Raw genomic sequence first — 25397 nt, 5'->3', positions numbered from 1 at the left:
TCCCCCTAGGGAGTACGTCTTAACAGAACTTTAACAAAATGATACAAACTATAGTCTTACTTTTGTTCAAACACGATATTTAACGAAAAATTGCAGGATAGTAATCAAAAAACAGCATAAATAAGAATAAATTAATACATTCTGTGTTGAATATTAGATTTATTTTCTGATTTTAAGGGTTCGTATACTGTTTTTTCTCGATCATTTCTTTAAGGTACATTGCAGACATGCAATTATTCCTCAACTATTATCGCTATTTTTGAGCCCTTATATCTATATGTATATAGGGGTAATGTCGCAGCACAAATGCCTATTTTCTTGTGTGACCTCACATTTCAAAGTGCCTTAAAATTGATTAAAAAATTGTTAAGATCATGATGCGCATCATCGACATCCACCCAAATGCCGGAGATGATATGGGCATGAGGAGGATGTTGTGGCTTGCGAAGACAGCACTAAGCATTTCTTAAATCTTGGAAGTAAATTGGGTCTATGCGTTAAAGACCAAGAAAAGCGCGTACTCTTTCAAAACGACAACTCAGTGAAGACGTGTGGCTTGATGGTTGGGCAGCAGTGCGGAAAAACCTGCATGAGGCTCTATCATCAGGTGGAAGAATGTTCGGCGATCTCTGAAGGGATGAAGCTCTTTAAGGGAACAGAGGTTGAAGGGCATAAAGTAGATGCCTTGATTGTGAATGATGGTCAGACCATTACCACACTCCTTTATTCTTTGGATGAGGATCAGGATAAGTTTATTAAACAAGAGGCGTTCTTTAAACAAAAGGGCCTCACGAAGAGTGAACTTCGAATTATGCAAATGGTAATGCAGGGAATGACCAATGCGGCCATTGCAGAAAAATTGTTTATCTCAAAAGCGACGTTGAAGACTCATCTCAACAATATCTATAAGAAGCTACCGGCTTCCATGCGGCCATCGCAGGTGCGCGCCTAAGGGGCCGGGGTCTCGGTGAAGCGATCTTCTTGTTTGTCATAGAAGTGACGGGTAAGAACGTAAACCGGGCAGGGAGCTTTACGTACGACATTGCGGGTATAACTTCCTAACAGAGCGGCACTCATCGGGCCGCTCTGTGCTTCCATGACCACAAGGTCCGCTTCATGAGTATTGATGGCATTTAAGATAAGCTCGTCCACGGGCTTAAAGGTGCTGTCGATAAAGAAGTGCCCCACGACGCCTTCTTTTGCCGCCCAGTCAGTCCAATGTTGGGCGCGATGTGATTGGTTTTCTATCTGATGCTCAATAATTTGTTCTAAGGTCAGCATTCTTCCTTTGTAGTTGTAAACGCGCGGTCGTGTATCGAGGTCAAACAGACTTTCAATCGGCCGAGCAATGGCGTGAAGCAAAAGGATCTCGGCATTCAGGCTTTTTGCTAAATTTAAAATATGGCGAAAATTATCTTTTGAGTGTTCGCCAAACTCTGTCGGAAAGAGAATCTTCTTTGTCGTCTTTGTTTGGCTGGCATGGCCGCCAATAACACAGACGGGGATTTCGGACTGTTGCAAAAGGCTTTCAGCAAAACTTCCCAGGATGAATCGTTGAAATCCTTCGCGGCCATGACTGCCGACCACGATGAGATCTGCTTTCGCCTTTTCGGCATAGTTGGACAGGGTTTCAGCGGTTCCCGCGTGAGACTGTGAAGCGTGAGGAATCACTTTGGCTTCTGAAAGAAATGTCAGATTGTAGTCGGCAAGGACTTCACGAAAAAGAGATTCTGCTGTGCGGGAGTGGTCGGTCACCCAGGTTGGGACTTCATAGGTGGGAAGAACAATTTCATTTTCTCGCAGAAGATACAACGGTTCCACTTCCGCATGGGTGGCCTCGTGCAGATGGGTGATAAACTCCGCCATCTTTTGATTGAGCTCCTTGTTGTCTTCAAATGCGTCAATGGCCCAGATGATTTTCATAGAACCTCCCACGACTTATTTTGTTCTGAAGGTTCTACGGAAAAAAGAGCTGTTCAGGAAGACTGTTAGGATACAAGAGATTTTAAAGGGGTCGTTGTTATTTGAAAAGGTCTTCCTGTGACTCTTTTAAGAAACTGAGCCCGCGAAGATACATATCATCTCCCTCTGCGGGGCAGGGGAGTTGATAGTGGAAGGTCATATCGTTTTTCCAGTGGTAACATCTTTTGTTGTTAAAATCGCGAATATTGAAAACCACGGCCCAGGGGCCTTCAAACCACACTGACTGACCGAGATGGAAGATGCTGGCGCCCTCGGAAAATTCCTGAGGACGAAGCAGGGAGCGGCCTAAAAATTCCGGTGCGACAGAGCCCGTCAGATCCGCAATGGTGGCGCCGACATCATTTTGAGAATAAGCTCCCGGCAGGATCTTTTCGGCAAAAGGCGCTGTGCTTTTGTGAGATGAATGAACGCGGTGATATTTCATCAAAAAAGGAATGGAGTAGTGTTCGAAAATTCCATCGGCAGCAAAACTGGTATGATCAGAAAGAACCACAAAGAGCCAGTCTTTCTTCCATTTGCGTTTTTGCAGGGCCTCGTAGAAATCTCGCAACTCTTTATCTGCATGATGAGTGACACTGAGATGTAAAGTGGATTGATTTTCTTCGCCAAAGGCCGGGCGAACTCCCTGCGGTAATGCCAAGTCGTGGGTGGTGTTGGTATTGAGCCCAATAAGCAAGGGCTCTGGCATGTGGTCCATTCGTTCTATGGTAAATTTATAAAGATCTTGGTCGAAAACACCCCAGGCATTCTGTTCGATCGTTTGCCAATGAGGAATTTCCCGTTTGCCGTAGGACTCTTGGAATCCCGTCTTCAATGCTAAAAGACCAACGCCGCTGGTAAACTGGTCAGAACCTTGGAAGAACGCAGAACTGTAACCTTTCTTGGTTAGTAACTGAGGGAAACAAGTGAAGTCTTTGTTTTCAATTTCAGAAAACATAATACTTTTCCCCGGTGGGTTGGGAAGGCTGCAGAGGGTCGCAAAAAGACCTTCGGTGGTACGATGACCTCCGGCCAGCATCAGATCCGTGCTAAGAGATCTTTTGCGAAGAGAATTAAAAAAGGGAAGCACCTCAGTCTCTCCCACTTTTTTATCAACATAAACTCCAGGCCAGCCTTCGACAAAAACAATGACGATGTTGCCGTCGAAAGTGCCCAAAGGTTTAGGAATGCCTCTTAGTGATTTCCATTTTTTAAAGATCTCTTCACTGGGAATATTTTCCGGCACGAAGATGGTTTCTTTGCTGGATTTTTTTCCGGCAAAAGAGGCCCAAAGAATTCCGTAGGCACCATTCATCGCCAAGGTGGCCCCTTTACTGCCGCCCCCGGCGCGATAGGCCCAAGAGGGGTCTTGCGGAATCCCCTCAAAACCACGCGCGAAAATGACACTTATGGCGAGAGTAAAAAAGAGAGCCAGGCCGCGCTTAAAAAAGCCTTGCACCGGCTTATAGTGAGGAGTGAAGAACTTGCTGACGAAAGAGGCTCCGAGGAAAGCAAATAAGAACTGAAGCCAATATTGCTTAAGAAGTCCTCCGAAAGAACCTTGAATGGTAAAGAGGTTGTAAACCTCATAGGAAATATGTCGTCCGGATTCCTTTGCATAAAGGGCGTCGACGGTCACAAGAACCGTGTAGGTCAATAAAAGCAAAAAGTTAAGACGTGAGTAGGTCTTGGTTGAAAAACCAAAAAGCAAAGAGCTTCCATAAAGAAGTAAATAGAAAAAACTTCCGATGGCGAGATCAAAATGCCAGCCATACAAAAACGGTCCCAAGGTGTTAGCAAAGCTTTCGGGCGCAGAAAAATCCCAAAGATTCAGGTAAAGAGCGACGAAGGACCGCATTACCAGACCGAGGATAACAAGGCGAGATAGATAACGAGCAGATGAAACAAGGAAAGACATAGGGTCACATTAAACGAGAAAAATAAAAAAGCCCACTGGGAAGTGGGCTTTTTTTAGATTTCACAAGTTTGGAGCCTCTAGTTTGGAACTCCGGCAGGATCTGTCGAGGAGGAGGCTGTTGCCGAAGCTCCCTTTCCTTGGGCTTTGATTTCTGCCTTTTCAACTTCGAGGATATACTTTTTGGTTGCGGCTGGAAGTTCATTCCACATTCTGATTGAAAGGAACAAACCCATTCCCGCGAACGGCAAAAGGAACAAAGGCCAATAGTGCCAATCTTTGTGAGCCAAGTAGCCGATCGCCAATGACTGAATACCACTTCCCAAGTAAACGCATCCATCGACGATGCCTGAGGCTGTCGCTGTCATCTTTTTACCGCCAAAGTCCGCGGCTGCGGTTCCTGACATCAAAGAGTGAACTCCGATAACTGCCAAAGTGATCATGATGGCTGCAATCCCCAAAACCGTAGGATTTCTCATCAGAGAGAAGGCCATGATAATTAAAAGAACAATCATAAGGGCATTGTTCAATGCGGCGGGAGGTCCACGGCGAGAATTGAACACGCGGTCAGAAATGATTCCCGACATGAATCCACCAAAGATTCCGGTCAAGCACAGCAGAAGTCCCCAGTTTTTAATAAAGAACTCTGAGCCTTCATAAAAAGAAACATCGGTATTTTTCATTTCGTGAGCGAAAACCAGATACCATTGCATGATGCCGTTACGAAGAACCCCGGAAGTAAAGTCCACCAAGGCAATCGTGATCATCACGGGATTTGTGAAGATCTTCTTCAACATGAAGCCGATTGAGATATCCAACTTTTCATCATCGTCTGTTGAAGACGCGTCCGCCGTGTCGAAGTCATCGAAGTTGGCTTCTTTAGGAGAGTCCTTCAAAAGAACCATGTCGACGAGAGCCCAGCAGATGAGCAAGAAAGCGGGGATGGTGAAAACCAACCAAGTCGCATTCGTTGTTCCGGTATCAATAGCAAAGATGTGTTGAATGAAGTTTTGGAAGGCGGTTCTGGTGCCTTCAATTTGAAGCTGGGATGCTTCCACAATCGCTTGCCCCCAATCGAAGGCGAAATAGACCCCAAAAGAGATCAAAGTCCCGAAGATGGCGCCGAAAACGCCGCGCTCTCGTACGTGGAACCAATAGGCTTTGACCTTAATGATCGAAACTGCACCATAACTTTGAAAGAACATGTTGAGTGCGAAAAGAACCGAGAACGCCAAGACCATGTTCGTTTTAAGGCGACCCATGAGGTATAAATAGGTGGCTCCACCCATTAGAAGATTCATGACCGCAGAGCCAAGAGCAGCGATGATGATCCCCTTTTTTCCCCCAATTTTATCGACGATCGGGCCATTGAGAAGGAAAGAGAATCCATAGGTGATGGTTCCAGCCGCGAAAATAAGACCGAACTGCTCTTTGGTCATCATGTCGCCCAGAGCATTCTTTGATACGTTCAGGTTGTAACGACCCATATAGAGGAAGGCGTAGGTCATGCCCAGAGGGAACCAGTTCACGAAACGGCGGATCATGAATTTGCGCGTGTGACCTAAAGGGTTGTTCTTAAAGTACAGGGTAATCACCGCTGCAAGACATAAGCTGACCAGCAATAGCGCCATGGAGCCTCCAGTAGAAAATTTCCGAGAAGCTAATAGAAAAATGAGAACTTGGCAATCTAAAGAGCCGTCGAATTGCTCTGCGAATTTTTAGGATTGTGTTAAGGAGATGGAGATCCTTTTCTACAGTGAGTTTCCCTTGGAAAAGAGGCGTGGTACGCTGCAAAATCTTCATAGATTGGCGCCCAAATTGTGTTTATTCGGGGTGGATTTATGTATAAGCAAAACTTATGGAAAGTCTAAATATTATCTGTTTGTGCTTATGGGTCCAGGGCGATATGTTGGGTTTCAGAAGGAGACAATGAAAAACTCCTTCGACCCTCGGTAGGTCCCTGACCACCTCTCTTACGCGGAGAGCGCCCGGTCCCCAAAAATGCCGTGATCGCGGCTCAAAAGATCCCATCAAAAAGCCCACCTAACACACCTTACCGAGGATTGCGCGCGGAAACGACGCAATGCTACTTTCAATGGCATGTCATTTAAATATTCTCCACTCTACGAAAAGCAAAAAGATAACACTCAATATAAAAAGATCTCTTCCGATCATGTGCGCGTTGAAAAATGGGGAGACAAAGAGGTTTTGGTGATTGCGCCAGAAGCTCTGGAGCTGGTGGCCCAGGAAGCCCTGAGCGATGTGTCTCATCTCTTACGTCCTGCGCACTTGGAAAAATTGGAAAAAATTCTTAAAGATCCCGAGGCATCTCCGAATGACCGCTTTGTTGCGGTGGATCTTTTGAAGAATGCGATCATCGCTGCGCAAATGGAATTCCCCTCGTGCCAAGATACGGGAACGGCGATCGTCGTCGGGAAAAAAGGGGAAAGAGTTTTTACCGGAATCGATGATAAAGAATTTCTTTCTAAAGGAATTTTTAATACCTATCAAAAAAGAAATCTGCGTTTTTCTCAGATGGCGCCACTCTCCTTCTTTGAAGAGAAAAACACAGGGACTAACTTGCCTGCACAGATCGACATCTATGCGGAGCAGGGGGATGAATATCATTTCTTGTTCTTGGCAAAAGGTGGAGGCAGCGCCAATAAGTCGTACCTCTATCAAAAAACCAAGGCTGTATTGAATCCAGATGGATTTGAAAAGTTCGTGCGTGAGACTTTAAATTCCTTGGGGACGGCGGCGTGCCCTCCTTATCATTTGGCGTTCTGTGTGGGGGGAACTTCCGCAGAGGAAACTTTGAAAATCGTGAAGTATGCCTCCGCCGGTTACCTCGATGGACTGCCCACGTCGGGAAGTGACAGTGGTCGCGCCTATCGGGATCTTGAAATGGAAAAACAAGTCGAGCAGTGGGCGCGCGAAACGGGGATCGGCGCACAGTTCGGTGGTAAATACTTCGTGCATGACGTGCGTGTGATTCGTCTGCCTCGTCATGGTGCAAGCTGCCCGATTGGCGTGGGTGTGAGTTGCTCTGCGGATCGTAACATTAAAGGTAAAATCACTCGTGAAGGAATTTTCTTAGAGCAGTTAGAACTTCACCCTGAGCAATATCTTCCGAATCATCTTCAAGACGCGGGCGCGCAGGCGATTGAGATTGATTTGAATAAACCTATTCAAGAAACTTTGAAAGTTTTGTCTCAGCAAAAAGTAGCAACTCGCGTGATGCTCAACGGTCCAATGATCGTGGCTCGGGATATTGCCCATGCTAAGCTGAAAGAAAAAGTCGATCGCGGTGAAGGGGTGCCGGAGTATTTTAAAAACTATGCCGTCTATTATGCGGGTCCAGCAAAAACTCCGAAAGGTTATGCTTCGGGTTCTTTTGGGCCGACGACCAGTGAGCGTATGGATCCTTACGTTGGAACCTTCCAAAGTATGGGGGCTTCGATGATTATGTTGGGTAAGGGCAATCGCAGTCCTCAAGTCACAGAGGCTTGCAAACAATACGGTGGATTTTATTTGGGTTCGATCGGGGGCCCTGCCGCACGATTGGGTAAAGAGTGTATCACGAAAGTGGAAGTTCTGGATTTCCCAGAGTTGGGTATGGAGTCCGTTTGGAAGATTGAAGTAAAAGACTTCCCGGCGTTCATTATCGTGGACGATAAAGGAAACGACTTTTTTAAGTCGTTCATTCGTAAGCTATAAGGTTTAGCGTTCTTTCAATAAGAGCGGGCTGATCCCCACAAACAGATTCATAATCACCGGGCCGACTAAAAGGCCCGGAAGTCCAAGCATGATAATGGCTCCCACGACACAGGTGAAGGCGACGATCGGGGAGATTTTATTTTCCCCGCCAACCATAAAAGGTTTGATCACATTATCAATACTTCCTGCGACAGTGGCAACCACAGCCATTCCAATCGCAGGGCCCGTTCGATCTCCGAGAAAGGCCAGCAAGGCAAGAAGATAGCCCATCGGGGCCGCGCCAATAACGGGAATGAAGGATACAAAAAAGGTGATAGTCAGAATCAGCCAGAAGTCCCCTTCGCCGAAAATAAGACTGCCAAGCCCGATGAGACCTGCTTGAATCAATCCAACGACCAAAGTTGAAAACAAAGTCACGGAGCAACTTTTCTTAAAAACAAGAATCAACGTCTCAGTCATTTCCGTATTAAAGGGGCTGTATGTAAGAGTGAAGTCTTTCACTTTTGATGCCTTTGTCAGCAGCAAGGCCAAAACAATCATAAAGACAAAACTGGCAAGAAGAATCGCCGGGAGCTGTCCCAGGAAATGACTGGAATAAGCGATGACGATTTCGCCGACTTTCTTAAGAATGTTTTCTAAAATTCCGCGAGCGGGTGTTGCTAGGTCTGCACCCGTCCAGTGCGAGAGTTTTTGTAAACCATCAAGAACAAAGTCCTTCAATGCCTGGATTTGGGCGACGATACGATCAGTTTCTAACGTTTGAGGTTCATTGATATGCATGATGATTCGATAGATGGCTAAAGACAAAGGGATCCAGAACAGCGCCAGTCCCGCCAACAGGGTCAGTCCAACCCAAAGACCGTGATTCATTTTAAATTTTTTATTTAGGGAGATGATGACGTCATTGAGGCCTAAAGCAAAAATACCAGCTAACGTCAGAGGCATCAAAAAAGGGCCATTGATAAAAACAAAGGCCGTCAGCAGGACGCCAAACAATAACCAGCGAATCAGGGGCCCTTTTGTTTTCAGACTCTCGATCATGATGTGTTAAACCTTAATCATTCACTTCGCACTGCATACGCGCTTCAGAACGGCAGTAAACCCAGGTTCCGTCGTGGTTTGGCGGAAGATAGCTAGGATTGCAGGTGGTATAAAGAGATGTCGTGTAAGTAAGGGCCCGTCCCCGGTAAGACATTTCGCAACTCCAGCGAGCGTCTCTTTCAGCTTCTGATTCCGCACGGCGTTTGGCATTGTCGAGGCAGAAAAAACCGCTGTTGGCATTGCAGTAGGTATTTTCAGTTGCTTGGCCACTGACATAGACGGTGCGATACGCCAAAGCGCTGAATGACAAAAGGAACGTCGTAATTGCAATTAAGAGCTTAACCATAAAGCCTCCCACCCCTCAATCAACGCACAGTTTAGAGAGGGAGGCAATATGTTGCTTTATCAAGGCAGGGCGTCAGGTGTTAACCTTGAGTCAGGAATTGAACCCCCAGTTCCTGACTTTGCTCCATCTCATCCCAGCGAGTCCACCGAATCTGTCCTTCCACGGAAACGTATTCACCTTCCTTGTTTTGATAGGTCAAATTGATGAAATCTTTTTTGGTGTAAAAAGGGGCTTTGATCTTCAGACAAGAGCCATTGAGGGAGATATTCTCAAAAGCGCCTCCAAGAATAGGTTGAAAGCCCTTGTTCTCACTTCCCAAAGGGAGCATCGAGGGACTTAAAAGAGCTTTATTTTCATGAGACTCTCTTTTGTCTTGGCGAAGCTCCAACTTCTTTCCGTCCAAATAGGCGGCAATGTCCCGAGCGAGATTTCCTTCTTCCGTTTTCCAAAGGACAATAAACTCTTGATGTGTTTTCAGTTTTATCTTCATCGAGCTTGAAAGCTCGTTCACGACAAAAAATGTTTTTACGTTGTGATTGTTCTTTTGCAGATAGGCGTAAATATCAAAATGACGGATTTCCAAAAAGGGCAAATACACGACAATGATTTTTTCCCCCAACACCTCGTTTAGAGCAGTGCGCAGATTGTAGGGATTTTCAATGAGTGAGCATTCAAAATCCTGATTTCTTTTTAGTGGACCCGGAACGACTGTGGTCCCGACGATAAAGATCTGAGTTTTCATGTAACTTCCTCCCATGCGAAGGTCTAAAGCAAGGTGGAAGCCAACACGAAAGAGGTCTTCTTTTTATTTGACTCAAAATTCGTGAACAACTGTCTAGGAATTCATAACACTGTCAGGTTGTGACTTCTCAAAATGAGACACGCGAAGGCTCCCGGTCTTAACCTCTTTAAGACCGGGAGATGTTTTGTTTATCCTGCAGGTAATAGCGGAGTTTCAGGGGGATTTAAAAGAGCCTGGTCCCAGCGGGGGAGATCAATACCCAAAGATATTTTAAGGACTTCGTTCACATCCTCTACAAAATGGAAGTGGATGTCCTTACGAATTTCCTGTGGGATCTCTTTGAGGTCCTTTTCGTTTTTGTTACATAATATGACCTCGCGCACTCCGGCTCTGTGTGCTGCGATCACTTTTTCTTTTATTCCGCCGACAGGCATGACACTTCCGCGCAGGGAAATTTCTCCTGTCATTGCCAGTTTTGGATCAACGGATTTATTCAAAAGAAGTGAAGCGATCGAAGTCAGCATCGTCACGCCAGCAGAAGGGCCGTCTTTTGGGATGGCGCCCGCAGGGACGTGAACATGGATGTCTTTCTTCGTAAAATCCAACAATGGATTTAGAATCGGAAGTCGAGACTTCAAAAGGCTGAGAGCAATTTTTGCCGACTCCTGCATGACATCGCCTAATTGGCCGGTCAGTAAAAGTTGCCCTGTCCCTGGCATTTGTGCGGATTCAATAAATAGGATGTCACCGCCGACAGGTGTCCAGGCCAGGCCCGTAACGACCCCAGGGGGAAGCAGACTTTCGATCATATCTGACGAAAATCGTTCTGAACCCAGAATGTCTTCGAGATCTTTTTCGTCCACCGTCAGTGTTTTTTCGGTGGTTTTCACGAGCTTCAAACTCATAAATTTGCAAATGGTGGCGATCTTTCTTTGTAAATCCCGCACACCGGCTTCTCGGGTGTAGTGAGTGAGAAGCTTGTTTAATGCGGCCTCCGTAATCTGGAGTGATTTTTCATCCAGGCCATGTTCTTTAAGCTGCTTCGGCCATAAATATTTCTGCGCAATCTGCTTTTTTTCTTCGATGGTATAACCACTCAGGTCGACCACTTCCATGCGATCTAAAAGGGGCAAGGGGATTCCTTCCAAAGAGTTTGCCGTGGCGATGAAGAACACTTTAGAAAGATCAAAAGGCGTATCTAAGTAGTGATCGTAGAAGGTATTGTTTTGCTCAGGATCGAGCACCTCTAGCATTGCTGCAGCGGGGTCTCCACCATACCCTCGGGTCAATTTATCTATTTCATCAAGAATAAAGACCGGATCGTTTTCCCCGGCTTTTTTAATGGCTGAGATAATGCGACCGGGGAGTGCACCAATATAGGTACGGCGATGCCCACGAATTTCGGCATCATCGCGAACGCCTCCCAGACTGACGCGAGCATATTTTTTACCTAAGGCACGAGCGATGCTTTTACCTAAAGAGGTCTTGCCAACTCCCGGAGGGCCGATAAAGAGCAAGATAGATCCTTGATGGGCTTTACGAAGTTTCATCACCGCCAGGTGTTGCATGATACGGTTTTTAATCTTATCCAGGCCGTAGTGATCTTCGTGAAGAATTCGTTCTGCTTCTTCAAGATCAATTTCTTTTTGAGGAGAAGACTTATTCCAAGGAAGATCCAGCATCAGCTCTAGATGGGTTCGAATCATTTGATATTCAGGGGAGGCGGAATTGATCGTCTCAAGACGTTTTAACTGATTGCGAGCTAAGTCCAAGGCCTCGGGCGGCATTCCAGATTTTTCGACACGTTCCTTGAATTTGCCGTAAAGATTTCCGTTTTCACCTTCGCCTAATTCATCTCGAATGACGCGCATTTGTTCACGCAAGATCGCTTCCTTCTGCGTTTGCTGGAAGCTTTCATTTAATTTATCGCGAATGCCCCTTTGGATTTTAAGACGTTCTTTGAGTTCTTGCATGCGATCAAGCAATTTTAAAGTGCGATCTTTGAGATCCAGGATTTCTAAGATTTCCTGTTTTTCGGGAACAGAGATATCCGCATAAGCCGCGCACATATTCGCGAGAGTGGAAAGGTCTTCGATCTCGGTCAACATGTCTTTGACTTGTTGGGTGTTGCCGGGAAGCAGAGTTAACATTTCCTCACTCAGCGTGCGAAGGCTGGCTAAGAGGGCCTCTTCGGTTTTTTTATCCATTTGCCCACGATCTTCCAGGGCTTCACTTTGTACTTCGAAGAAGCCTTCTTTGTCATGGCTCTGGACAACTCGGACGCGTTGGTGGGCTTTGACGAAGACGCTGTAACTGCCGTCTTCATCAATGCGAAACGACTCGACTTTGGCTAAAGTGCCGACGGAGTAAAGATCTTCGATCTTCTCAAGAGGCACTTGCGGATTTTTTTGAGTTAAAAGAACAATCCAATGATTCTCTTTAAGAGCCTTCTGTAAAGCCGAAATGCTTTTTTCCCGTCCCACGCGCAAAGGCATACTGATGTCGGGGAATAAAACGGAATTTTTAAGCGGAATAACGGGCACAAACCCAGATACGAATGACATAAGGACCTCACTTTTCCCCCAACAAAGGGGTTAATGTAACAAAGATGAGCACTATATCAATCTTGTCAAGTTGAGGAGTCAGTTCCAGTTTAGCATCGTGATGCTGAAAAGATCTGCGCACGAGGTCCTTATGTAAGAAAACAAGAGGACTAAATTCAGCTTTTTAAAAATCAGAGTTTAGTTCTTAAAGCCATCCACCAGAGGAATGTCTCGAGTCATTCCTCCAAACGGGCCACAATAAACACAGTCTTCAAGCCAGGACATCTCTGTCGGGACTTCATCCTTAAAGATGAACTTGGACCAGAAGCGATTTGTATTATCCCAATTGTAACCTCGGCCTTTGAGGTGATCTTTGGCTTCAAAAGGCGCCGCGCTTGCGATGACTTGGGTCATGGGACGGCGAGCGTTGTTGAGGAGTTCAAATAGATAAGGTTTATTCGAATCGTTTTCCGGCAGGCTCAAAAGATACAGTAAAGCATCCACGTCATTGATTGCGCGGTGGGAGTCAGTAAAGAAGCCATGATAGATATTAAGAAGTTCAAGCTTTGAGCTTGTGAAGCCTTTTTTGCTCCAATCAATCTGCTTCAAGGAGCAAGCCCAGATCTTGTCCTTAGAGGCTTTCGATTTTCGATCGACAAAAGGGCGGTCAAAACGGGCATTGTGAGCAACGACAAGACTGGCTTCATCTAAAAGTGAACTTACATGGTTCCAATCAATGTTTTGTCCGGCAACCATTTCATCGGTGATCCCTGTTAACTCAACAATTTCCGCCGAAATGGGGCGCCCCGGATCTTGAAAGCAGCAGTAGGACTTTCCTAGCGACAGAATTTCTCCGCTATTTCTGTTAAATGAAAACTGGCGTAGACCGACTTCAATGATGCTATCTTCATTTTGATTCAGGCCTGTTGTCTCGACATCTAAAACGGCACCGACACGGATAAGATCTGCGTTATTTTCTAGCCAAGCGGATGTCGCGTACGGCGGGGTCTCAATCGGACAACCTTCAAGGCGTTGAAGAGTGACTGACTTTCCATCTTGTGATTTTCCGATCCAACGAAATGCCAAAACGAAGCTCCTTAGCTGTTAATTGGGATTTTGAGTTTACACATAATTTGCCGGTTCTCAATATTTTCGGCCCTTTGGCCACTTGTGTCCTTTGAGGATCGCACTTGCTGGGGCGATTTAATGCAGTATATTGATTAAAGGGTGTGCAAAAGGAGGGAGCTATGTCCCAGTTTTTGATCGTCTACGGAACCGAATACGGACAGACGGAAAAGATAGCGATGTTCATGGCTGAAAAAATCCGGGCCCGAGGTCACAACGTCGATATCGTTTATAGTCGTCAGGCGGTTCGTTCTCCCGAGAGTCTTCAGAAATACGATGGGATTTTGGTGGGGGCTCCCGTGTATATGAGAAAGTATCCGAGTTCTCTCAGAAAATGGGTGCGTTTTCACGCGCGACAACTTTCTAATAAACCCACGGCGTTTTTTTCTGTCTGCCTGGGAATTTTGCAAAATGATGATGCGGTTCAAAAAGAGTTGCGTGGGATTGTGGAAGACTTCTTCACTTGGAGTGGGTGGCGACCCGGGCGATGGGTGGTTTTTGCGGGAGCCCTGAGATACTCTAAGTACAACTGGATTCTGAAAAGAATAATGAGGGGAATTGCGAAGAAGGCGGGTTCAGACACTGATATTTCTTATGACTATGAATACACCAAATGGGACCAGGTTCTTCAATTCACCCTCGATTTTGTCAGCTCGGTAGAGCATCCTAGCGAGGCAAGAACTTCGGAGTATTCGAGCCGTACTCAAACGTCTCCGGGGCATCAATAACGCCGCGAAAGCCACGACTTCCACACATAGCTTGGATGAGCGTGCGCAGTCCATTGATGTGATTTCCTTTTGAGCCAAGGATTTTTCCAAGCACTCTTTGTTCAACGCAAACTTTATAAGCCGTGGTTTTGTCTCCTTTGATCCAAGTGACGGAGTGTTTTGCGTCGGAGCCACAGACAAGGCGGATGGTCTCGCGAATATACTGAGCGATGTCTTCGCGAATCTTGTCCAGATCCATCTCTGACGCTTGGTCGGGGGTGCTTTTGGGGGTTTTTAGAACGATCACTTGAAGTTCAGATTTACTCATTTATCCTCCGCTCTTTTGATCTTTTCGGATATTAAAAGCGGAGTAAATAGAGACTGGTCGATTTAGTGTGGACGAAATCTTAAATCAGTCCACACTATGTGAATTCAAGCTCGAGGCTCTTTGGAAAAAGTTAAAGATCTCAGTGGTGGCGGAGAATTCGTAGCTAGTTGTTCCGACAAGACGCTTCGGAAGCGAGCCGCCCGCTCCAGGGAATCCATGGCCTCCGCCGTGTGCGCTCATGCTCACAAACTATTCGGGCCGTCCTCCACCTCCGTGAAAAGTCAAAACACATCGAAGGAAGAGATATCCAGTAAGAGCGTTTTTTTTCGCACAGAAGGTCTCTATTTTTTGCAGCGAAGCGTCGGAAGTCGTGTTTTGAGTGGTTTGGAGCGACTCCAGACATGACCCATGTCATTGATCAACCCCATCCCGGGGTGTTAGAAGGTAAGCATATGAGGTTCCTTATGAGAAATGCAGTTTTATTTCTTTCAATAGTTTCGATGATGAGTTCGGTAAGTTTGGCCTTTCCTTCTGCCTCTGCGCGAGGAACAATTCTTGAGCTTTTGAATGGGAAGGCACAGAAACATCAGTTGCTAAATTCACACCCTGTTTCGTTTGACGAGATTATTTGTCGAAGAAATGCAAAATCGTGCATACTATCCATGCGTTTTATGATCCCTCAGGATGACTTTTTTATTTTCAGAAAAGGCAGCTGTGTGGTGGAGCCGGTGCAGTCGATCTACGATATTTTGGATGATAAAAGTGGGGATTTGACTGAGTATTTTGTAAAGTCTGTGAATGAGTGTTTGTAAGATCATTTTTTTAGAGGTTTGAAAGGAAAACTAATATGAAAAGTTCTGTTCGAGTTCTTGTAGTGGGTCTGTTTTCGGTTCTTATGGTTAATTGTGCATCCAAGCCTTCTGCGGAAGAAGTAAAGCTTGAAAAAGAAGTTCAAGCGCAGCCTGCGGCTGAAATGCATGGAGGCGTCGCTCAAAAAGGTGTTGAGTCTATCTTGAATTCAAAGACTTTGACGGCGGATCAGAAAAAGCAGCTAATGAACCTTCACGGAAATTTGGCGAAGGAAACCTTCCAAATTCAGGAAGAGACCTCGAAGTTAAAAGGTGTGTTGTTTGAAACCATCACAACAAAACCTTATGATCGCAAGAAGGTCGCAGGTCTTAAGAAAAAACTGACTTCTTTGAACGATAAAAAGATGAAAAATATGTTTGAAGCCCTGGATAAAGTTCAGGCCATTCTTGGAGAAAAGTCTGACACAGACATTCAAGATTTCTACCGTCCCTTCTTTTGGGAACAGGCTCATCAGTACCAGGCTCAGTAGGGTCTTGGTGTTAATCCTAAAGACTACCTAGTCGTAGTCTTTAGGATCTTATCTCTTCCTTCTCGCAGGAGTCGACAGCGAGAAATCGAATTTCTTACTTAAACTCAATATGACTGTCTTTTTTGAGGCTACTTAATTGCTCAAGAAGAACTTTGGCTTTGGCCGTATCATTGGCTCTGAGGGCCTGTGCCAGTTGTTGAGACAATCCCGCGCTTTCATCTAACATTTTATCATATTGCTCCTTGCGAGCAGCTTGTTCGCTGGCTGGCAAAGAAGAAATAGATCCCGGAATATGCTTTTTGGACTCCAAAGTGGCTTGAGTCATTTCGTCAGCCAGCTTTGCAGAGTTGGCATTTTGAGCCGGATCGTTGATTCGCGTTGTGATGAGCTTAAGATTGGTGCCCATCTGTTTCATAAGGGTTTTAAGATCATATGCCATCAACGTGAAATCACTGTGCTTAAACTCTTGGTGCCCGTCTTTCTTAATCGCAATAAGACTTTCCACAATCTTTTGAGCTTTGAGGTTGTCATTTTTACGAAGGGTTGCCGCAAGTTGATCGCTGAGTTCCGCCGTATGATCCATCATTTCTTCGTAAAGAGCTTTACGCGTGTCTCTTTCATTGTCGGGAAGGCTGTTGATTCCGTCGGGCACGTTGCTTTTGCATTGAGTTGTGATTTGAGAAAGTTTGTCGGCCCATTGAGCCGTTTGTTGGTTCAGACTCGGTTCTTGCACCTGTCTTGCGATCGCTTTTAAGTTTTGATTCATTTTCTTCATACAGGATTCAAGGGGATTGTGGGAGGTCGGATCCATCGCGAAGCCAGAACTACAAATTGATAGTGACAGGACTAACAGAAGTGATTTCATAAGTTTCTCCTTTTGCCTAGACGCTAGAGTCTGGAGGATGTTCCGGCAATTCAAATTTATTAAAGGATGGGCTTGAAAATTTAGTAAATATAAACTTAGGGGTGAATCCAAGAGAGTGAGAAAAGAAATCCCCGCAGAAGACCGAAACCTTTGCGGGGGCGACGGGGTATTTGTTGAAGCTCTCTCGAACAACGCAAACAACCCAAGCGCAGCTTAAAAAGGGAGTTCGGGTTGTGCAAGATTTTCGGGTAAATGACATAGTCACATTGCTAAGGTATAATCGTTTGAGTTAGTGATGAAATGTATCTAAACTGGGACAAAAGATCTGGACGCGGAAGGATTCTCTATGTTTTTAGCGCACTTTGGAATGGCGTTTGCGGCAAAACGAATTGAACCCAAAATAAATTTGGGAGTTTGTATTCTTGCTTCGCAGTTTATTGATTTAATTTGGCCTATTTTTGTTCTTCTTGGCTGGGAATCCGTGTCTCCGCTTTCGGAAAAGATGGGGATGAATGTCCTGAAATTTGATTCTTACCCTTTCTCGCATAGTCTTGTGGCAACCTTTTTTTGGTCGTTTTTAGTTGCCGGTGTCTTTTATCTCGTGAGGCGGGAGAAGCGGCCCTCTTTAGTTCTTTTTTTCCTTGTGCTCAGTCATTGGTTCTTGGATCTTTTGGTTCACGAGCCTGATTTGCCGCTTTTGGATGATAGTTCTATCAAGGTGGGTTTTCTACTTTGGCGTTCTGTTCCGATTACGGTCTTGTTGGAACTCGGAATTTTTTTTGCAGGAATTTGGTTGTTTCTTACACGCAAAGTTAGGCTATCAAAAGGCAGTTTGATTTCTTTCATAGTTTTAATTGTGTTTCTTTTGGCTATTTACGCCTCAAGTATTTTTGGACCTGTTCCGCCAGCGGGAACCTCGGCAGCCATGCTCGCAGGGCCGGCGCTGTTGATGTGGCTCTTTGTTCTTTGGGGACGGTACCTCAAGTGAGGTGCCGGGGTGTTAGTTTGTCTCCAAAGCCAACAAGAACTGCTTCTGTTTTTTGTAGGCACGGAAAAGTTCCCAGTATTGCTTGATTTTTCGTTCTTTAATACTTGCGATGACTTCTTCATGAGCCTCCTGCCATAGAAAACGAAGTTCGCGTTCCATTTCCTCAAAACGACGGGCTTTCTGAGTTGTGTCCATAAAAAATCTCCTTTGTGAGAAATTTCTATGTAATTAAAGAGCGAAATGCAGGCCATCTTCTAAGTCCTTAAAACTAAAGAGATCCTATTTTGAAACGCCCACAGGGGTTGTCACAATACTAGAAAGTCCCATTGGCAGCCTCCATAAGTTGGCGGTTTTTGCCGATACAGGGGATATGTCTAAATCACATAATCATCTCAAGTTTATAGGTACTTCTTCTCAAGTGTTTTTCGAACGAGCGCAAGGTGAGAACCTCATCGGGCGGATTTTGGACCTTTGTATTCAAACGACAGGGGCCGAACGTGGTGCCATCTTCTTTGATTCCCAATTCAAGATTGAACAACATCTGAAGTATCTGAGTAACTACATCGCAACAGGTATCCGCAATCACACGATTGTTATTAGCGCCGACCAAGGGATTGCGGGAAAAGTGTTTCGTGACCAGAAAAGTTATTATAGCAATCAAGTTGAGGAAGATGAGGACTTCTATTTTGCAGCCGATGAAAAGACGGGCTATAGAACGAAAAAGGTTCTGGCCGTACCCCTCCATTGGAAAGAGGGTAAGGTGGTGGGGGTCATTGAAGTTCTTAATAAGAACGAGGGGGACTTTGACGAGCACGATCAGTATGCCTTAGAGGCTCTTTCTATTTTAGCGACCATGGCCTTTGAAAATTACGAAATTAGTCAAATGACGGAGGACTCTGAGTCCGCGATTGAACACCGTAAAAATATCTGGCGAAAGAGCATTTCTTCTGTCAGTTTGAAATCAAAGTCGGCAGATCTGCAAAAAATTTATGATCATATTGGGGATTTCGGAAAATCCGACTCGAATATTCTGATTACGGGAGAAAGTGGATCCGGGAAAGAGGTTGTGGCTCGCCTGGCTCATCATCATTCGTCTCGTCGAGAAGGGCCTTTTATTGCCATCAACTGTGCAGCTATTCCTGAATCTCTTTTTGAAGCCGAGCTCTTCGGTGTCGTGAAAGGGGCTGCCACGGGGACATTACCGCGTCAGGGGCAGATTGAACTCGCTCATCGGGGGACTTTATTCTTAGATGAAATCGGGGAAATGCCTATTGAGATGCAGGCTAAGCTTTTGCGTGTTCTCCAAGAACGGAAAGTGCAAAGACTGGGCTCCAATGAGCCCCCCAAAGCCGTGGACTTTCGATTGATCTGTGCCACGAATAAGAATATCGAAACGCAGATTCAAAAAGAGAAGTTTCGTGAGGATCTTTATTATCGCATCAATGTTGTTAATCTCGTGGTGCCGTCTTTGCGTGAAAGAAAAGGGGATATTCCGGAGTTGGCTTCTGCGATCATGCAGCAGCTTTACCAAAAGCGAGGCTGGAAACTTCGTACGATCAGTGACGAGGCCATGGAGCGTTTGATTGAGTACAGTTGGCCGGGGAATATTCGTGAACTTGAAAATAAAATTGAAAGCGCGTGTCTTTCTGCGGGCGAGAGAACTATTTTGCTTCCCGATGACTTTCAATTTCGCAATCGCAGCGCTGTGCAGTTGGTTGCGGCGGCGCCTGCGTCAGAGGATTCCTTTAAGCGTTTCGAGCAAATGAGTCTGCGTGAGGCTCGCGAAGTTTTCGAAGCAGAGATGATTCAAAGAGTGATTCAAGGGTCCCTTGGTAATAAATCTGAGGCGGCTCGCCGTTTGGGAGTTTCCCGGGAAGGTCTCAGAAAGATACTCAATAAGAAAGCCGCCTAGAAAAGCTCTAAAAGTTGCCGCCAACCTGCAACCACCAGTTGGCGCCTTGAAATGAGACTTTAATAAAATCCATAGCTTATGATTTGGCCACGGTCTTGCTCTGTTAAGGGGTAGCGCAAACGCAATTGCGCGCAACTTTAACAAGGAGAGTGGTATGAACAAGCAAATAAATAAAATCCTCAGTGTTGGCGTTCTTATATATGCTTTCGCATTGACGGGATGTCAGGCGGCAAAAGAGGACAGTGCTTCAGGCGCTGTGCCTGAAACAATCACCGCAGAGAAACCATCATTGGTGATGGGGGCGGTGCAAGGGGTTATTGTCCAGGTCGGACAAGGCCTTGCCAGTCAATCCGCTGTGCAAAGTGGTAAGGCGGTTCAGGGGAAAATTCTTGCTCAGGCAAATCTGGTGAATCAGCTGTGCAATGAGCACGCGATGCCGATTGATGAGCTGGGAAATTATCTCGACACCCAAAGTCCGGATTATCCGCAAAGACTTTTCTATTGTAAACTTTCAGTGGCGGAAGCCTCGGGGGACTCTATTCCAGGATCTTTACATACGATCCGAGCTATTTCCTGTGCTATTGAAAAAGCCGGAGTGGTCTTTGACGATCAGGAACATCAGGTTACGGTCGTTGCTGACTCCAGTTGTTTTACTCCATCCCAATTGGCGAATATGGGCGTGGGAACCATGGTGGCCACCGTTCGAGCCTCAAAACCAGCGTTCTTTAACTCGTACTACGACACAGGGATTTCGATTACGTCGCAAGAATTTGGAACTTATCGATTGGCGGCGAAGGTTTCTGGCACAACGGTCGAGTTTTTAACTGAAGATGATCAGTCGGCAGTGAGCCCGAATAAGTCGGGTGCGAATGCGGCAAGCTTTGATTTGTTGACTGGGAAGCTGCGCTTTGAAAGTCGTTCAGATCGCTTCTTGTGTGCCGAGCAGGGTTCGTGCGGTTGGTCTCGCCATGACCGAATCGTGGCCCAGGTATCTATGACAAATGGTGAAATCACTGGAGTCTCACAGGTTGAAGGGATTGCCAGCGATATCTACGATAGCTCACTTTATAATGGTACTCAGTTCGCGGCACGTATTGCGACGATCAAGGGAAATTTGAATCAAGGTTTGAAGACGCGCTACTACTACGCCTCTACTCAAACTGGCAACGATTTGGCTGACGCCTCTAAGTATATCGAGGTGCCGAACAACCGTTGTCATACCAATATCTCCAACGTTGGAGACTGTGGGGTGAATACGGGGATCGAACTTTCAGCTCAAGGTGCCTATGCCTTCGGTCTTCATCCTGCTGCTCAGGCAACTTCGCCAGCGGCTTGGGTGAATCAACTTGTTGGATTGAAGTTTGATAGCGTGAGCTTTGCAGATATTCAGTAAGACGTGAAATGTCTAAGGCTGGCCGGGATTTAATCCCGGCCTTTTTTATATTCCGGAAAACTCTTCACTCTTTAAATCCACCTCGCCGTCGCGATGGGGAATTCCGCCTTCACTCAGACGAGCCCGAATCACTTTAAGATCCTTCACAGAATTCTTGGTGGCGGTAAATTGCAGAAGCCAACCCACGCGCCGAGGTCCTTCAGGGAAACCATCGAAGACGAAATTCCCTAAACTCCAAATGATCTTTTTTCCTTTGTATTCTGAAAACTTCTGAGTCACATGGGGGTGGCCACCAACGACAATGCTGGCGCCGTTGTCGATCATTAATCTGGCTATTTCAATTTGCCGTTGATTCGGTGACCCTTCATATTCCCATCCCCAATGCAAAAAAGGAATGATCACATCGGCCCCTTGTTTTTTTACTTCGGCAAAATCTTGCAAAACCTGATCGTCTTCGAGCCATGCCAGTCCGGGGCTTTCACTGGAAGCTTCAAAAGAACGAGGTTTGAAATCGTTGTAAGCAAGGACAGCGATCTTGAGACCATTTTTTTCGAGATACAAAGCGCGGTGAGCTTCTTTGAGGTTTTTTCCGCCACCGAAAGAATGAATCTGGTTTTTGTTCAAAACGTCCAGGGTTTCAAGAAAGGCCTCTGTGCCGTAGTCTCCAGTGTGGTTGTTGGCTAGACCAACTGCGTGAAATAAATCTTTTAAGACTCTGACGCTGGAGGGGTGGGCTCTGAAGGTCACGGGCTTTTCCTTCAGTTCTTGGCCTTTCGTGGAAACAGGGCACTCGAGATTGCCGATGGCAAAGTCAGTTTTCTTTAAGTCCTGACGAAATTCTTTAAAGGGATCTCCCCCTTGTTTGATATATTTTCCGGGGCCATCAGCCAGCATGATGTCGCCGACAAAACTCAAAGAGACCTCTTGAGCAAAAGATGAAAAACCCAAAAGCATCAGTGTTGAAAAGATAAGTGTTTTCATCGGACTTCGCACCAGTATTTCATTTCGGCTTCGGTTGCCGGTTCGTAAACAGTTTGTTCCCCTGTGATGTTTTCGTTCAAAGGCGCTTTAGAGACATTATAAACAGCCTGGTGAATAAGTTGATCTCGCCCATGAGCTTCCGCGTAGGAGTAGACTTTAAGAAGCTTTTCTCCCGTAGGAGGAGTCACGATTTCAACCTTGGCTCGGAAAAAGTAGTTCGCATCAAAGATTTTAGCTTCGTAATAGGGGGTCTCAGAAAACTCAAAGTGCTTCCAGTCTCCTCCATAGCGAAAATGGCAAGCGTATATTGATTTATCCTGAGATGAAAGATGGGTGCATGAGATTAATAAAAGCGGCGAGAAAAGAGCGATAAACACTTTGAAGCTGGTCATGGATTTATAGTGAAGGACCGCGGCAATAGGGTCAAGAAGGGTCTTTTCGGGGAGGGGCGAAGGGGTTTCCGGGGATGAATGTTTGCCTTGGATGGAATCTCTTTCAAGGCGATAAGGCCTTTTCTTGCGCGTAGAGGTTGTAAAAGCCACTGTGGTTTTAGGTATTTAGTGAGATGACCCTTTTAGGGGGTGGGGTTCGGGTATTTGGTTCAATAGTTTTTCTTCTATTGAAGGAGGAGGGGGAGTTTGTTAAACAGGGCGCATATGACTTTAGGGTTTTTACTGATATTCTCTTTTTCTGCCTTGGCTGACTTACGCAGTGATCTGAGTCAAGCAGTGAAGAGTGTTCATCGTCCCATCACATATAAAGCTGCAAATGAAGTTTTATTCACTAAGTTGAACAAAACGGAGGGTGTGATTTGCAGCGTTTATTCTCCCAGTGTCTGTATGGACTTTGTGGGGGTTCCAAGTCCTAAGTTGATGAACGTCGAGCATACCTGGCCTCAGTCTGAAGGTGCCAACGGGGATGCGAAGAGTGACTTACATCACTTGTTTTCGACCACCAGTTCGACAAACTCGATGCGAAGCAGTCTGCCATTTTGTGACGTCCAAAATGTTAAGTGGGAGGCGGATCAAAGTAAGCGGGGATATAATGAATACTCTGAACATTGTTTTGAACCGCCGCAAAATCATAAGGGAAATGTGGCTCGCGCTTTGTTCTACTTTGCAATTCGTTATGACAAGACGATCGATGAACACCAGGAAAAGGTTTTGCGTCGTTGGCACGTGATGGATCCCGTCGATCAGGATGAACTTGATCGCAATCACCTCATTGAAAAATATCAAAACAACTTAAATCCATTTATTGAGCATCCAGAACTCGTCGAGCAGATAGATAATTTTTAAGAACTTTGAGTAGAACTCCACGCCTAAAAACAGGTGTTGTGGGCTATGTCTGCCTTAGTCGGGTTCGTGTATTTTATTAAAAATAAAATAGCTACCAAGTATCTATTGGCAACTATCGATATCGTCCATCAAATACTGCTTTTCCAGCTTCAACCCCTCGGTTGAAAAAGCGCGCTGTGACTTTGACATTTCCCTTTTTAGATTCCGCCATATCTCGAGTGCAGGAGTTCCAATATTGTTCTGCACGTTTTTGGCAAATTCGTAAGTCAGAATGGGCTTCGTCTTTAGAGTCAAGACGAGTCTGGCCATCAAAGAAGCCCATGCGTGGACATTGGTTTGCAGAAATCATGCAACCATTGCCGCTGATCTTTTCAACAGCTCTGTCCCCATCTAAGTACCGGGAGCTGATAAGAAAATGCTGATCAATGTTGTCTTTGGAACAGGAGGCGTACCAAGAGTTGTTGCGAGCCAAACAACGTGAGGCATTTTGTTGAGCCGCCGGATCATTGTCCATTCTTTCAGTTCCATTGAGCTGCATTCGGGAACAGCCCTCGCCGCGCACGACACAGCCGTTGCCGATTTCGAAACGTTTAGTGGACTGTTTGTCGATAATAAGCTGTGCCTCAATCGCTAATAGGGGATCGGAGGTCTTGCATTCATAGTAAACACTTTTTAGCCGATCTTGACAGGCGACGGCTTTTTCCTCGGCGGTGCTATTTTGAAGCGAGATCCATTTAGGGTTTGCAAAGTCGATGACCTGTAAGCCTGCCGCGAGTCCCTGACGAGGGCAAGCCTTCACAGACTTAAGCATACAGAGCCCCTTCGAAGAATTGAAATTCTGTCGCGCTTCCACCTGAATTTTTAGGTGATCGTCATTTGTAGGGCAGGTGGATCTGGCACCTGCAGTTGCGATGGAGTTGAAAAGAATAAAACTGTCATCATAAATGTTGCGGATGAGTTTGGCGCTTGTACTTTTGCAATCTTTGACGCCCTCGCAAGAGGGTTGATCCGGTTGGCAATACCACTCGGACAGGGTCGCGAACTTACTATTCTTAGCGAGATACGCATCGCCTTTACCATTCGCAGCGTAAAGGTTGTAGTCGAAGTTTCTGAATGTATTTCCAATGAATTCATTATCATCAGAGGCATTTCGAATTCTCAGAGGAGGGCCATTTGTATGGTCAAAAAGGTTGTTCTCGATGAGATTTCGACTGGCATTATTAGAGAGATAAATGGAATGGAAGTGCCCGGGGCCATATCTGTTTTTGAAGGTTTCAATTTTTTGGAGATTTAAATTATCTAGGAAGCGGTTGTCGGAGACTTTGAACTCTTGTGAGCCGACCAATCGTATTGCGCAGACACACGCCCCAATCCTTTTCTGGCTTGTAGAGTCGAAGACAGGGTCGAACATGGAGCCGATATTTTGAAAGGTGTTATTCGTGATATTAACCTTCTCTAGGATCTGCTGATTTAGTGGGAAAAAAGAGATCGCTTCGCAGTAGTGCGCAATTGTAAGTCCTTTAATAGTTAAATTTAGGGCAACTCTACCGGACTCGTCGCGAGATACGTTCAGGGTGCCGTCTTTTTGGAGTATGCGCGGATTCGAGTACCTATTATTGCGGGCAGGAATTTTTAAAAAGATCGAACTACCCGTGGTGGGCAGCTTTGAATTGAAGTTCGCGAAAATATTATTTGCAAAGGATTCTGAGACTCCAACAAAGACGACACCTTGTTTTGAGTTACCTTGTCCTTCGATAGTGATCGGAAGATTTTTTAAAAATGTATCCCAGTTTACGCCTTGACCGTAATAGCGGCCGGGTGCCACAAGAATTCTAACGGGTCTAAGGGGTTCTTGTTTTTTTATGAACTTCTCGTGAATCAGGTCTTGAGCGCGCTGAAGACTCAAGATGGGGGAACTCGCGGTTCCAATATTCCTATCGTTTCCTGTCGGTGCCAGGTGAATTTGTAACTCCGCTGGCTGAGTGGCACCAGAAATTGTCATATTCTGATACATCAATCCTAATGCGATCGCTACGACTGAGAAATAACTTAAGGCAAAGTATTTCTTTTTCAAAGTATTCCCCCTGGTCTAGGAGGATACTAAACGGAATTTTGCGAAAGAAACTTTAGTTCGATATGCAAGAACGAATGACTTGGAGATAAATGTCACTAAAAGCATCTCAAAATGAGATGTG

At 45.6% G+C, this 25397-nt stretch carries 23 protein-coding genes; 9 read left to right on the top strand and 14 right to left on the bottom strand.

Annotation, left to right across the window (positions count from 1 at the left end; translation table 11 throughout):
• Window positions 1–436 precede the first annotated feature (436 nt).
• Window positions 437–952, top strand: a complete 516-nt coding sequence (locus ACM64D_RS13585) for a LuxR C-terminal-related transcriptional regulator (protein WP_415063767.1) — start codon at window positions 437–439, stop codon at window positions 950–952.
• Here ACM64D_RS13585 and ACM64D_RS13580 read toward each other — a convergent pair.
• The 3 genes from ACM64D_RS13580 to ACM64D_RS13570 all read right to left on the bottom strand — a co-directional run bounded on the left by ACM64D_RS13580 (window position 949) and on the right by ACM64D_RS13570 (window position 5508).
• Window positions 949–1923: a universal stress protein gene (locus ACM64D_RS13580; protein WP_415063766.1), complete on the bottom strand. Its 975-nt coding sequence runs from the start codon at window positions 1921–1923 to the stop codon at window positions 949–951. The two genes, ACM64D_RS13585 and ACM64D_RS13580, sit on opposite strands and share 4 nt — an antisense overlap.
• Before the next feature lie 97 nt (window positions 1924–2020).
• Entirely contained in the window at window positions 2021–3880 is a 1860-nt protein-coding gene (locus tag ACM64D_RS13575) for an LTA synthase family protein (RefSeq protein WP_415063765.1), read from the bottom strand.
• Window positions 3881–3957: 77 nt separating this feature from the next.
• Window positions 3958–5508, bottom strand: a complete 1551-nt coding sequence (locus ACM64D_RS13570; RefSeq protein WP_415063764.1) for an MFS transporter — start codon at window positions 5506–5508, stop codon at window positions 3958–3960.
• A gap of 469 nt (window positions 5509–5977) precedes the next feature.
• Between ACM64D_RS13570 and ACM64D_RS13565 the strand changes: the two genes are divergently transcribed.
• The gene (locus ACM64D_RS13565; protein WP_415063763.1) at window positions 5978–7594 is read left to right on the top strand and encodes a fumarate hydratase; all 1617 of its coding nucleotides are present in this window, start codon (window positions 5978–5980) and stop codon (window positions 7592–7594) included.
• 3 nt (window positions 7595–7597) lie between these two features.
• Here the strand turns inward: ACM64D_RS13565 and ACM64D_RS13560 are convergent, their stop codons facing one another.
• From ACM64D_RS13560 to ACM64D_RS13540, 5 genes are all read right to left on the bottom strand, one after another.
• Window positions 7598–8635 (bottom strand): AI-2E family transporter, encoded by a 1038-nt coding sequence (locus tag ACM64D_RS13560; RefSeq protein ID WP_415063762.1) that lies wholly within the window; start codon window positions 8633–8635, stop codon window positions 7598–7600.
• Window positions 8636–8648: 13 nt separating this feature from the next.
• Window positions 8649–8981 carry a hypothetical protein gene (locus ACM64D_RS13555; protein WP_415063761.1) on the bottom strand — a complete coding sequence of 111 codons (333 nt, stop codon included), beginning with the start codon at window positions 8979–8981 and terminating at the stop codon, window positions 8649–8651.
• Window positions 8982–9060: 79 nt separating this feature from the next.
• Window positions 9061–9723: a PilZ domain-containing protein gene (locus tag ACM64D_RS13550; RefSeq protein WP_415063760.1), complete on the bottom strand. Its 663-nt coding sequence runs from the start codon at window positions 9721–9723 to the stop codon at window positions 9061–9063.
• Window positions 9724–9911: 188 nt separating this feature from the next.
• Entirely contained in the window at window positions 9912–12287 is a 2376-nt protein-coding gene (gene lon / locus ACM64D_RS13545; RefSeq protein WP_415063759.1) for an endopeptidase La, read from the bottom strand.
• A 177-nt stretch (window positions 12288–12464) separates the two neighbouring features.
• Window positions 12465–13352, bottom strand: a complete 888-nt coding sequence (locus ACM64D_RS13540) for a 3'-5' exonuclease (protein WP_415063758.1) — start codon at window positions 13350–13352, stop codon at window positions 12465–12467.
• Between the two features lie 161 nt (window positions 13353–13513).
• On the opposite strand from ACM64D_RS13540, the gene ACM64D_RS13535 reads away from it, so the two are divergent.
• Window positions 13514–14119: a flavodoxin domain-containing protein gene (locus ACM64D_RS13535; protein ID WP_415063757.1), complete on the top strand. Its 606-nt coding sequence runs from the start codon at window positions 13514–13516 to the stop codon at window positions 14117–14119.
• On the opposite strand, the gene ACM64D_RS13530 is transcribed toward ACM64D_RS13535, so the two are convergent.
• On the bottom strand, window positions 14058–14426 hold the full coding sequence (locus tag ACM64D_RS13530; RefSeq protein WP_415063756.1) for a KH domain-containing protein: 369 nt from the start codon (window positions 14424–14426) through the stop codon (window positions 14058–14060). The two genes, ACM64D_RS13535 and ACM64D_RS13530, sit on opposite strands and share 62 nt — an antisense overlap.
• 464 nt (window positions 14427–14890) lie before the next feature.
• Between ACM64D_RS13530 and ACM64D_RS13525 the strand changes: the two genes are divergently transcribed.
• Both ACM64D_RS13525 and ACM64D_RS13520 read left to right on the top strand, forming a co-directional pair.
• Complete coding sequence (locus tag ACM64D_RS13525) at window positions 14891–15238, top strand: hypothetical protein (protein ID WP_415063755.1); 348 nt, start codon at window positions 14891–14893, stop codon at window positions 15236–15238.
• 35 nt (window positions 15239–15273) lie between these two features.
• The gene (locus tag ACM64D_RS13520; protein WP_415063754.1) at window positions 15274–15765 is read left to right on the top strand and encodes a hypothetical protein; all 492 of its coding nucleotides are present in this window, start codon (window positions 15274–15276) and stop codon (window positions 15763–15765) included.
• A 94-nt stretch (window positions 15766–15859) separates the two neighbouring features.
• Here ACM64D_RS13520 and ACM64D_RS13515 read toward each other — a convergent pair whose 3' ends face one another.
• Window positions 15860–16630 carry a cytochrome b562 gene (locus tag ACM64D_RS13515; RefSeq protein WP_415063753.1) on the bottom strand — a complete coding sequence of 257 codons (771 nt, stop codon included), beginning with the start codon at window positions 16628–16630 and terminating at the stop codon, window positions 15860–15862.
• A gap of 346 nt (window positions 16631–16976) precedes the next feature.
• Here ACM64D_RS13515 and ACM64D_RS13510 point away from each other — a divergent pair, with 346 nt between their 5' ends.
• Window positions 16977–17618, top strand: coding sequence for a hypothetical protein (locus ACM64D_RS13510; RefSeq protein ID WP_415063752.1), 642 nt, complete (start codon window positions 16977–16979; stop codon window positions 17616–17618).
• Window positions 17619–17630: 12 nt separating this feature from the next.
• Here the strand turns inward: ACM64D_RS13510 and ACM64D_RS13505 are convergent, their stop codons facing one another.
• Window positions 17631–17813: a hypothetical protein gene (locus ACM64D_RS13505; protein ID WP_415063751.1), complete on the bottom strand. Its 183-nt coding sequence runs from the start codon at window positions 17811–17813 to the stop codon at window positions 17631–17633.
• A 175-nt stretch (window positions 17814–17988) separates the two neighbouring features.
• Between ACM64D_RS13505 and ACM64D_RS13500 the strand changes: the two genes are divergently transcribed.
• Both ACM64D_RS13500 and ACM64D_RS13495 read left to right on the top strand, forming a co-directional pair.
• Window positions 17989–19530, top strand: a complete 1542-nt coding sequence (locus ACM64D_RS13500; protein WP_415063750.1) for a sigma 54-interacting transcriptional regulator — start codon at window positions 17989–17991, stop codon at window positions 19528–19530.
• Window positions 19531–19684: 154 nt separating this feature from the next.
• The gene (locus tag ACM64D_RS13495; protein WP_415063749.1) at window positions 19685–20923 is read left to right on the top strand and encodes a hypothetical protein; all 1239 of its coding nucleotides are present in this window, start codon (window positions 19685–19687) and stop codon (window positions 20921–20923) included.
• 45 nt (window positions 20924–20968) lie between these two features.
• Here the strand turns inward: ACM64D_RS13495 and ACM64D_RS13490 are convergent, their stop codons facing one another.
• Together ACM64D_RS13490 and ACM64D_RS13485 are read right to left on the bottom strand one after the other, a co-directional pair.
• Window positions 20969–21904 (bottom strand): CapA family protein, encoded by a 936-nt coding sequence (locus ACM64D_RS13490; protein WP_415063748.1) that lies wholly within the window; start codon window positions 21902–21904, stop codon window positions 20969–20971.
• A complete protein-coding gene (locus ACM64D_RS13485; RefSeq protein WP_415063747.1) occupies window positions 21901–22296 on the bottom strand; it encodes a hypothetical protein in 396 nt (131 codons plus the stop codon). Before ACM64D_RS13485 ends, ACM64D_RS13490 begins: the two co-directional genes overlap by 4 nt.
• Before the next feature lie 264 nt (window positions 22297–22560).
• Here ACM64D_RS13485 and ACM64D_RS13480 point away from each other — a divergent pair, with 264 nt between their 5' ends.
• Window positions 22561–23202, top strand: coding sequence for an endonuclease I family protein (locus ACM64D_RS13480; RefSeq protein ID WP_415063746.1), 642 nt, complete (start codon window positions 22561–22563; stop codon window positions 23200–23202).
• A 112-nt stretch (window positions 23203–23314) separates the two neighbouring features.
• Here ACM64D_RS13480 and ACM64D_RS13475 read toward each other — a convergent pair whose 3' ends face one another.
• Window positions 23315–25276, bottom strand: coding sequence for a hypothetical protein (locus tag ACM64D_RS13475; protein WP_415063745.1), 1962 nt, complete (start codon window positions 25274–25276; stop codon window positions 23315–23317).
• Window positions 25277–25397 lie beyond the last annotated feature (121 nt).

The sequence above is a fragment of the Bdellovibrio sp. genome, assembly GCF_047637665.1.
Taxonomy (GTDB): domain Bacteria; phylum Bdellovibrionota; class Bdellovibrionia; order Bdellovibrionales; family Bdellovibrionaceae; genus Bdellovibrio.
Note: the sequence above shows the minus strand (reverse complement) of the source record. Positions and strands in the feature narration are given on the sequence as shown.